Origin of the sequence: Endobacter medicaginis (assembly GCF_014192375.1) — a bacterium.
GTDB classification, from domain to species: domain Bacteria; phylum Pseudomonadota; class Alphaproteobacteria; order Acetobacterales; family Acetobacteraceae; genus Endobacter; species Endobacter medicaginis.
This window is the reverse complement of record NZ_JACHXV010000033.1, coordinates 1-9,621: the sequence shown is the minus strand read 5'-3', so window position 1 is coordinate 9,621 and position 9,621 is coordinate 1. Positions and strand designations below refer to the sequence as shown.

Genomic DNA, 9,621 nt, shown 5'->3' with positions numbered 1-9,621 from the left:
TGCCATCCTGTAATAGCAGGGCAATGCGGAGGGGAAATCTGGCTGCCGGTGCAACCAACACAGGGAGAAACGGCCATGATTTTGACTTTCGACAAATCCACTCAGCAGTTTCTGCTGAAAACAGTATATGCGGAGGGCGCTACAGCCCGCGAAGCGGGCTTCAAATGGGACTCAAGCATCAGCCGCTGGTATTCGAACTCCGCCTCGCGGGCGCAGGCAGTTGCTGAACTCGCCGAGGTCGACGAGGCCACCCTGGCCATCATCAATATGCGCATGGAGGCTCAGCAGGCCGCGGCGGCAGCACGGAAAGCGGCGGCCGCCATCCAGATTGCGGCATCGCACGCCACGTCGGCCGATATCGAGGTACCCTGCGGCAGCGGCCTGGAGTTCATGCCATACCAGCTCGCCGGCATCGCATACGCCGCCGGCCGCGAGAATGTGCTCCTGGCCGACGACATGGGCCTCGGCAAAACGGCTCAGGCTATCGGGGTGCTGAATCTCGATAGCAGTCTGAATCGCATCCTCATTATCTGCCCCGCATCGTTGACCAGAAACTGGCAGCGCGAGATTGAGCGGTTCGGTAGCCGGGAGCTGACAATCGGGTTCACGACTACGAAGGCGATGCCGGCCGCAGACTGTAATATCGCAATTGCCACCTACGATATTTTCAGCAGGAATACACCGACCGCCGCAGCCATCAGGGCCGCTGAATGGGACATGCTGATTCTCGATGAGGCTCAGTATGTGAAGAGCCGCGATGCCAAGCGCACGCTTCAGATTCTCGGCGGGCGCACCAAGTCCGGCGAGGAGGTATCGGGCATCAAGGCCCGCCGCAGGCTGTATCTCACCGGCACGCCGATTATGAGCCGCCCTGCAGAGGCGTTCACCCTGCTGAATTCTCTGTCACCTCGGCAATTCCCGAACTTTTTCGACTACGGTCGGGCCTACTGCAATGGCCACAAAACCAGGTTCGGCTGGGATTTCTCGGGCGCGTCGAATCTTGCGGCTCTCCAGGAGCGGCTCCGCTCGACCATCATGGTTCGCCGGATGAAATCGGATGTGCTGAAGGACTTGCCCGAAAAAGTGCGCCAGCTGATTGAGCTGCCGGCCGATACTCCCGCTGCCCGCAAGGCCATTGCGGCAGAGGGCAAAATCCTCGCTAAGGCCAGAGCAGCCAAGGCCGCGCTTGCTGCCCTGAAGGCCTCGGGTGGAGATGCGAACTCGGCTTATCGGGAAGAGCTTGAGCGCAAGCGAGCCGATGTGCAGGCTGCGTTCACAGAGATTTCTCGAATCAGGCACGATACCGCGCTGGCCAAGGTGGATGCGGTCGTCGAGCTGGCCCGAGATGCTGCCGAGGGAGGCAAAGTCCTCGTGTTTGCCCACCACAAGGACGTCATCTCTGCCCTGGAAACTGGCCTGGGGGAGTTGGGGGTGGTGACCATCACAGGTGATGTGCCGCCAGAGCGCCGGCAGGGAATCGTGGACCGATTCCAGAACGACCCCGGCATCCGGGTTTTTATCGGCAATATCCAAGCCGCCGGCGTCGGGCTCACGCTCACCGCGTCATCGCACGTGATTTTTGCCGAGCTGGACTGGACCCCGGCGGCCATGAGCCAGGCCGAGGACCGTGCGCATCGCCTGGGCCAGCAGAACTCGGTGCTGGTGCAGCACGCCGTGCTGGAGGGCAGCATCGACCTGCTGATTGCGAAGCGGCTGGTAGCCAAGCAGAAGATTCTGGCGGCTGCTCTGGACTCGACCCCGGCGGCCGTCGACGACGCAGACGACGCCCTCAGCTGGCTGGACTGACGCAACCCACCCCCGGCGGTCACCATGCCGCCGGGTCACCTGCCCGAAAACAACAGCAATCATGGAGACAACCATGCCTACGACCGCCACAAAACCCCGCTCACACGCAGCCCGCGCCGGCGACAAATACGGCGCCAGGTATTTCGTTCAGGCAAATCACACCCAGCCTGGCGACTGGGCACACTACGATGACCCGCGCAGCCGGCTGTATGTCGAAACCCATCTGCAGGACCCTGAACTCGACAAGTTCAACAGATAGGTCGGGCGTCGACCGACCCGCATCGAGCTGTCGTGGTCGGAGCGCAACAGCGAAATCTGGATTGATGAAGCGCGGCTCCTCGGATTCGCCGGCGTGCGGATTCGGGACATAGTGGACGCGCTGCACGATGCCGAGATGCGCATTGATGCCGATACCAACCGCCGGCAAATCCGGGCCTTAGCTTTCAGATGGTGGATGGAGTTGCCGAGGCTGGCCGACGTGCCGATTGAGTTCGCGGTGTCGGGCGCCGGACTAAATACACTGCAGCGCACGAAATCGGCCTGATTCAGGACCCGAAAACGCAAAAGGACCCCGGGCGCCATCGCTGGCAACCCGGGGTTCTTCGTATCTATCTGGGTTTCTGCGCTGCCAGCACGCCAGCCACCGCCTGCAACCTGACCCGGCAATCATCGCCGGCGTCGACCAGCTTCAGCACATACTCCGCCAACGCCGCATCAGTCAGCCCATCTGACGGCACCGCGGGCTCAGCCGCACACGTCAACAGCGAGGCCGGCACATCAATGCGCGCCGGCGGACCGTTCCCGCAGCCCTGCAAGCAAAGCCCTGACAGCAGGAGAATCAGCACAGCTGGAGCTGGGCGGGGCGGCATGAATCTCATCTCGAATGTGTCCTGTGATGGCGTTGCGGGCAGATGTGCGAGCGGAGACTGATTCCAGCGCGGTAATCGAGGCGGCGGCCTGGGCGCGGATGGCGGCGGTCTCGGCCTGCGCGGCACTGATTTTGGATTCCGCGGACAGTGCACGCTGGTGCTCGTGATGCGCGGCGAACACCAGGCCGGCGATGGTCAGCAGGATGACGATGCCGGCGATGATGCGGCGTGCGAGCTTAGAGGCCAGCAGGGTTGCGATGATGGTCATGAAGGGTCTCCCGGGCTCGGCGCGCATGTGTCGTCAGGCGGCGGCGGTGGTGGGCAGCCGGGGCCAGGGCGCTCTTGCACAAGTGCCAGAATCACGGTGTCGATGACTGACAGCAGGAGACCGACGGCATCGATTTTCGACGGGTCCGCATGCCAGCCGATGAGCAGCACGACAGCGTTCAGCAGTGCGACGACAGTGCTTTTCTGACTCAGCTGATGCAGCAGAACATCCCGCGCACGGTGAGAAAACCGCACTCTGCGCAGGCGCTCAGATAGATGAAATCGCATCGCGCAGCTCTCCCAAGATTCCGGATTTCGCTGTCCCGGCGGCGGCCAGGTTCGTATTCGCCGGCGTGGTGGTGTCGGCCGGCTGAGATGCCAGGGCGGCGGTCAATCGGTCGGCATTGCGACGCAGCCAGCCGCGGCCGAAACGGGGAAAATCGGTCAGCGACCGGTAGTACTGCTCATGCCGGGCAGCGAGATTTCGGATGAGCGTGATGCGGTCGGCGGACAGGGCTGCTGCCAGGGTTCCGGGGCCGATGCGGCCGTCCACGGTCACTTGCAGTGTCTCCTGCAGCAGCCGGGCTGACGTCCCGACACCCGAGGTCACGCCGAAATCGAACGTCATCAGGTCCACCCCGACCGGCAGTCGGGCCGCGGAAATCGGATTCCAGAATTCCTCAGCATATAGCTGTGCCAGCTCAGATTTCGGTGCAGCTTGCAGGTCCGCTACCGTCGGCACCGGCCGTCCATGACCCCGGCGCCAGGCGGTATAGGTGCCGATTGTCACGCCCCACGACGTTGCCCCGCCGCGGTCGCCGGCTGTGGTGTGCATCGGCTGGCCGTCGTTTTCGGGGCGCCACGTGAATGCCAGGCAGGTATCGAAACTAGTCATGTGTGGTGCCCTGAAATGAAAACGGCACCCACTCGGGTGCCGCTGTCAGGAGAATTGCTGTGTGCGTAATCGGAGTCGCGAGACCGCTCGTTTGAACTGTCGGTCTGCCTCGGCGTCGCGGTGGCGTTTCAGAATCGCTGACACGTCGTCCGGCGGGGTCCGCAACCGAGCTGCGATATCGGAAATCGACAGCGCATCGTGCTCGTGCAGCCGGATGGCCGGGTGCGGCGGACGCTGCGGGTTCACGATGCCTGCTCAGCTGTCTGGGCGGCTGACCACTGCTGGATGGCCAGATGCACGGCGCGGCGGCTGCATCCAAGGCGCTCGGCTATCGTCGCGGCATCGAGATGCTGGAGGTGCAGTTGGATAATGCGGGCTTTGTCGACCGAGGTTCTCATGCGAGCCTCCGGTCGGCCTCGGCGCCGTATCTCGCCTCCAGCTCACGCATGGTCACGAACCTGAACGACTGGATGCGCCCGTCGAAATCAACGACCTCAAGGACGCCATAGTCGAGTGCCCGGCCCTGGGTGAGCTGCGCGTATTCCCCGACATACAGCTCGGGCATGCAGGAGCCGGCGTTCACTGCGGTCGTGACGACGCCGTCGAATTTCGGGCGACGGCCAACTGCGTGGCGGTGCGTATGACCGAATACAGTGTCCCGCGTGCTCTGCAGAGCTATCGTGTTCTCAGCAGTCTGACCGCCGGCTGGGCGTGCCATGATATTCAGCGGCACATGGACGTAGGCGACCCCGCCAATCCAGTAATACTCACCGTAATCCGTGTCGGTCCACCCGGCGACGCGCAGGATTTCCTTCAGCTCACCTGACGCCAGCCCCTTGAGTTCAGGCGTCGAATCCTCGAACGTGGAAATCCAGGCATCGTGATTACCCCAGCAATAATGGCGCTTTCCGTTCGCGATTCCGTGTTCATCCAGCGCCTGATTCAGCACCGTCCAGTTTTCACGGAAGCACTGCAGGTCCTGGTTCAAGCTCGGCTTTTCGCGCGCTTTCCAGGTGTCGTTCCGCGTATGCCGGCAAAGCGATGCCCAGTCTGACCCATCTCCGATATGAACGATGTGCTCGGGTCTGATGGCGACCGCGTGCAGCGACGCGAGCATCATGCAGCGGCTCGTCTTCTCGATGAGCCCGGGATGAAAATGACTGTCGCCGATGACCAAGGTCGTCCTCGGGCGGGTTGATGCTGACGCTGATACACGCGCATGGCGACGCTTGCTGACGCCGAAAATCTCACCGGCATACGGCCGACCATCGCCCAGCGGACCGACGTATTCGCTGTTCAGGCCCTTCTGGTCAGTCGGATGATGACGGTCCGCCTTGCGCTTCGCAGACTGAATGCGGTCAAAAACAGGGACGTCGGCTTTGGCAGACTGAGCTGCCGGAACGGGCCGCTGTGCCGCCACCGGCTTCTGGGTCACCGGCTTCCGGACCGGCTCGATAACCGCGCCATTCCCGGAGATTTTCAGCAGCAGTTGCTGTGTAGCCGCCGACTGCGCGGACATCGCCGCCGCCAATTTCGCGACCAGGTCCGTCAGGTCGTTCGACACCACCGGAGCCGGCGCAGAAACCTGCTCGACCGATGCCTGGACCGACGACAGCCCAGCCCGATATCTGCTGAGCGTGCGACCGCTGACACCGAGATGCGCCGCAACCGCGTCCCAGCCGCCGAGCTGCTCATGCACCGCATCGAGCTCTTGCGCTGAGTAGTCCTGTAGTGTAACTTGTCCCCTGTTCATCACGCTTCCCCTACGCTTCTTGTTATTCTCACCGTTCAGATGAGTTTCACTTCTGAGTTTGCAGCATAGCGATGGCAGAAGTCAAGAAAAAAGCATCGATTTCCGCTATTATTTCGCGATAATCGTCGTTGGGGTTGCCGTTCGGTCTGAATCCGCGAGATGGGTCTCGATTTTCGCGAGCCGCACGCTGATGTCTGTGAGGCTGTTCGCAATCTTCATCTGAATATCGTTTTGAGACTTCTCCAGTGCCGTAATGCGAGTTTCGTTACTGGTCGCCTTGGACTCAGTGACCGTCAGCCTCGCGTTCGCGGCGCTCGCGTACCACGTGCCGGCTATCAGCTGCCCGGCGAGCGTGAGTGCCAGGGCAACGTCGATACCGCGTCTGAGGTGGAATGGGCCGCCGGATTCATCATCGCGGCGCGGGTCGTTGGTGTCGGGCATCGTAGATGTCTCGCTATAATCTATGGTTTCACGATGCCGAGGAGCCGACGCCGCAGTTTCATTCTCAGTTCGCTGTTGTCACGCCGTCGGCCAGCAGCACGCTCTCGCGGTCGGCGGTCAGGGCGCCGGCGGACACCAGCGCATCGAGCCGGGATTTCAGCGCCGGGTCGTCGAGCTGAACCATGGAACCGGCCATCGACAGGCTGAGCAGCCATGCCAGCGTGCCGGCATCGCCGATTGCGATTTTCGTAATCGCCGTGAGCTCATCGCTCGTCAGAAGCGCCAGGAACGCGGCCCCTGTGATGCTCGTCAGCGGCGCAATCACAGGCGGACTGTATGATTCGGCGGCAGTGTCAGTTGCCGGCGTGTAGCTCCAGCCGACCTGCGGTTGGGGCGATAAATCGCTGATATCGCGCCAGGGCATGCCGGGCACGAACAGCTCGGATATCGGCGTCGAGCTCTGGACGAGCTGCATCACCAGCGCGTTTTCGACAAGCGCGTATGTTCGCGCCGGGCCTGGCACGTCGATATCGTCCATTTTGGGGGTCTCTCAGAAAAAACACGACGCACAGAAACGGGCGTACAGCGACGAAATGGCATTCCGGCGATGAAATATGCCTGCGGGAGATTTCCGCGCTGAAAACGCCCGCAAACCGATTTGCCGCACTAAAACGCGTACAAACCGGCCGTTCTGCGAAAATTCGCGTACGGATGCATTAAAACGCGTACAAATCGGCCAGCGCGCATAAATTCGATTACGGCCTGGGCTTCACGACATCAGTACTCGACGCTGACGATGCCGACGATACCAGCCGCACCGCCCGCAGGCGACGAGGTGCCATACCCGCCGCCACCGCCCGAGCCCAGCGCGCCTTGGCCGAGGAATCCTGAGGCCTTGTTGCCGCGTGACCCGCCGCCTTCAGAGCTCGTGCCGCCGGTGCCTGCTGCCGTGGAGCCGCTTAGGCCATCGCCGCCGTAGCCGCCAGCGAGCACGACGCCCGAATTCACACCGGAGTTCGCGAGATAGCCCGTGCCACCAACGCCGCCGGCCAACGTATTCGCGCCGCCAGAGCCACCACTGCCGCCCGAGGCCGACAACAGATTGCTGAAACTGGAGCTGCCGCCGGCGACGCCATCGCCGCCTGAGTTTCCGCCTGCGCCGGATGCACCGACGGTGACCGTGTACTGCGCGCCGGGAGACACCGGGACGTAGCCCCAGGCCGTGCCGCCCGCGCCACCACCGCCGCCGCCGTTGGAGGTCGTGCCGCCCCCGCCCCCGCCGCCACCACCGACCACGGTCACTTTCAGGATGCTGACGTTGGCCGGGACGGTGAACGTGTACGAGCCCGCCGCGGCCCAATTGGCCATGTGCGACACACCGGATTGGATAGCGGCGATTTTCTGGTTCGCCGTCGCCAGGCCCGAGGTGTTCGCGGCGACCTGGGTCTGCAGGGTCGAGATATTGCTGGTGTTGGTGCTGATGGCGGTGGTGTTCGCGGAAACTTGTGCCGGGATTCCGGCGACAGATGCCGTCAGGGCGGCCAATTTCTGATTTGTGACCGGCAATTTGTCGCCGACCATCGAGGCGCCGCCGTTGTACGGCCCGATTGTCAGCGTGCTGCTGCCGTTCGTAGCTGTGACAACGAAAACGCCGAGATAGCCGCTGTCCGGCGACGGTGTTACCTGCGAGCCGGTCGATGCGGACGCACCGGCCTTCGCGCTCACCAGAACGGTCTGCAGCCGGCGGGTGTTCTGTGAGCCGCCGGCACCGCCAGGACCTGAGTACTGCTGAACGGGGTTGGCGGCATTGTAGTACTGAAGTACCGACGGCGACGCGTCGCTCTCAGCGTATGCGACCTGAACCAGGTAATTGATGGACTGACCGTTCGACGTCGGAGCCGGCGTCTGCAAAATCGTCGACGTCCTGATGATTCCTGTTTTCACAATCGGTGTTGAATCAGCAGGCAGCGACCCGAACGCGTTCGAGTCAACAACGCCGTATGTCGTCACGCTGCCGTTTCCGACCGACACGGACATCGAGCCGGGCACTTGCACGGTACCGAATCCGTCGGCGCGCCCGGGCCCGATAGCAGCAGCGGTCAGGAAGCCAACGGCGGTCGCGGTGTCCCTCTGGGGCTGCAGGATATCGGTGTCCGCTGGCAGCGCAGACGGGTAAACGATGGTTCTGTCCACGGGCGTGCTCGCAAGAATGGGCCCGGCGCCGAGGTGGCGTCAGGGGTGTCGGGTAATTGGGGTTTTAGTAGGCGGTGATGGCGTTGCCGGAGCTGTCGAACTGCGCCCAGCCGATGATTTTGCTCACGTTCGGAACGGGCGGCGACACACTGGTTGCACAGATTCCGTAGAATCCGACGTGGCTGATGCCCGAAATGCCGGTCTGCGATGTACCGGGTCCCTGGTACCAAATGCGCCCGTCTACCGAGCCGGAGACCACGAGATTGCCGGACTGGATACCGGACACCCGGAACCAGAGCCGCTTCAGTGCCAGGAACTTCATGGCAGACGCTGTTCCGCCGTTCGTGCAGTCTGCGGCGTTCAGATTTGAGCCGGACTGAGTGCCCTGCTGGCCGTATCCGCCTGTCCAGAAATAATTGCCTCCGGTAGACATGAATACACCGAGCGGGCAGTAGATTTTGGTGCCAGAACTCAACAGCAGACCGAGGCCCAGCTGAGGTCCGTAGGTCAAGCTACCGTTGTTTCCGTTTACCGACCAATTCGGGTCAGGCTCACAGACCATGACGACCTGGTCGATGCTGCGAATAGCCTTGAATGCGCCGACCGCGGTGAATTTGTACGAGCTGTTGTAGCCGGAATTCGAAACGTTTGACAGCAGCAGGCAATCGCCAGCATCCGTCAGCGAGCCGGCGACGGGCGGGTATGCAGAGCTCGTCAGCAGCGTGAATGTGTTCAGCACCGGCTTCGGCGAACTTGTATCGACGGCAAGCTGATAGTCCGCCGGCGACGACGTCACAGCGCCCGTTTTGCCGTTGATGCTGGTGACGATACCGGACGACGGCAGCTGCGAAACTGGCAGCGACCCTCCCGACAGCGTCGCCACGGAGACCCCGAGCGCCGACGACGGCACCGCGGCATTCGCTGTCGCCTGGGCTGCTGCGGCGGCGGCAGATGCAGCGCTGGCGGCGGCATTGGCAGCGGACGCGGTGGTTTGAACGGCTGCAATCGCGGACGTGTTCGCGCTGATATCTGATTCCACGGCGTTGAATGCGCCGTTCAAATCAGCGGCGTGCAGTATCGAGCCGGCTACGAAGTTCGGATTGTACGTCATGCCAGTGTGCTTTTATCGAGATAGAAATTGATATCGAGCAGACTGCCAATCGCGCTCGGGTCGACGATTCGAATCCACGCGACGACCGCAGCCGGCAGCACACTGACTACGGCGGCCTGAATCTGCGCGTCAGTCGCGGTGAACGCGGACCCGGCGGCGGGGCGGAATGCTGTGACAAAAAGCTGGAACGGGGTGTACCGCCCGCAGATTGTGAGACACCGATCTGAAGCCTACGCGGCGACGGCCGCGAGTGGAAGCTGCGCGGCGCGGATTGCGGCCGGTGGCC

General features: G+C 62.6%; 10 protein-coding genes. 2 read left to right on the top strand and 8 right to left on the bottom strand.

What is annotated here, in order from left to right:
- Together FHR90_RS16355 and FHR90_RS16350 are read left to right on the top strand one after the other, a co-directional pair.
- On the top strand, positions 1–1,806 hold a 1,806-nt coding region (locus FHR90_RS16355), incomplete at its 5' end, for a DEAD/DEAH box helicase (protein ID WP_221188296.1).
- Positions 1,807–2,176: 370 nt separating this feature from the next.
- Positions 2,177–2,350: a hypothetical protein gene (locus FHR90_RS16350; RefSeq protein WP_176622858.1), complete on the top strand. Its 174-nt coding sequence runs from the start codon at positions 2,177–2,179 to the stop codon at positions 2,348–2,350.
- Positions 2,351–2,583: 233 nt separating this feature from the next.
- Here the strand turns inward: FHR90_RS16350 and FHR90_RS16345 are convergent, their stop codons facing one another.
- The 8 genes from FHR90_RS16345 to FHR90_RS16310 all read right to left on the bottom strand — a co-directional run bounded on the left by FHR90_RS16345 (position 2,584) and on the right by FHR90_RS16310 (position 9,335).
- The gene (locus tag FHR90_RS16345) at positions 2,584–2,943 is read right to left on the bottom strand and encodes a hypothetical protein (RefSeq protein ID WP_176622856.1); all 360 of its coding nucleotides are present in this window, start codon (positions 2,941–2,943) and stop codon (positions 2,584–2,586) included.
- A 267-nt stretch (positions 2,944–3,210) separates the two neighbouring features.
- Entirely contained in the window at positions 3,211–3,837 is a 627-nt protein-coding gene (locus tag FHR90_RS16340; protein WP_176622854.1) for a glycoside hydrolase family 108 protein, read from the bottom strand.
- 242 nt (positions 3,838–4,079) lie between these two features.
- Complete coding sequence (locus FHR90_RS16335; protein WP_176622852.1) at positions 4,080–4,235, bottom strand: helix-turn-helix domain-containing protein; 156 nt, start codon at positions 4,233–4,235, stop codon at positions 4,080–4,082.
- A complete protein-coding gene (locus FHR90_RS16330; protein WP_176622850.1) occupies positions 4,232–5,536 on the bottom strand; it encodes a hypothetical protein in 1,305 nt (434 codons plus the stop codon). Before FHR90_RS16330 ends, FHR90_RS16335 begins: the two co-directional genes overlap by 4 nt.
- Before the next feature lie 162 nt (positions 5,537–5,698).
- Positions 5,699–6,031, bottom strand: coding sequence for a hypothetical protein (locus FHR90_RS16325; protein ID WP_176622847.1), 333 nt, complete (start codon positions 6,029–6,031; stop codon positions 5,699–5,701).
- Positions 6,032–6,095: 64 nt separating this feature from the next.
- Positions 6,096–6,569, bottom strand: a complete 474-nt coding sequence (locus tag FHR90_RS16320; RefSeq protein WP_176622845.1) for a hypothetical protein — start codon at positions 6,567–6,569, stop codon at positions 6,096–6,098.
- 239 nt (positions 6,570–6,808) lie between these two features.
- Positions 6,809–8,224: a glycine-rich domain-containing protein gene (locus tag FHR90_RS16315; protein ID WP_176622843.1), complete on the bottom strand. Its 1,416-nt coding sequence runs from the start codon at positions 8,222–8,224 to the stop codon at positions 6,809–6,811.
- Between the two features lie 64 nt (positions 8,225–8,288).
- Positions 8,289–9,335, bottom strand: coding sequence for a hypothetical protein (locus FHR90_RS16310; RefSeq protein WP_176622841.1), 1,047 nt, complete (start codon positions 9,333–9,335; stop codon positions 8,289–8,291).
- Positions 9,336–9,621 lie beyond the last annotated feature (286 nt).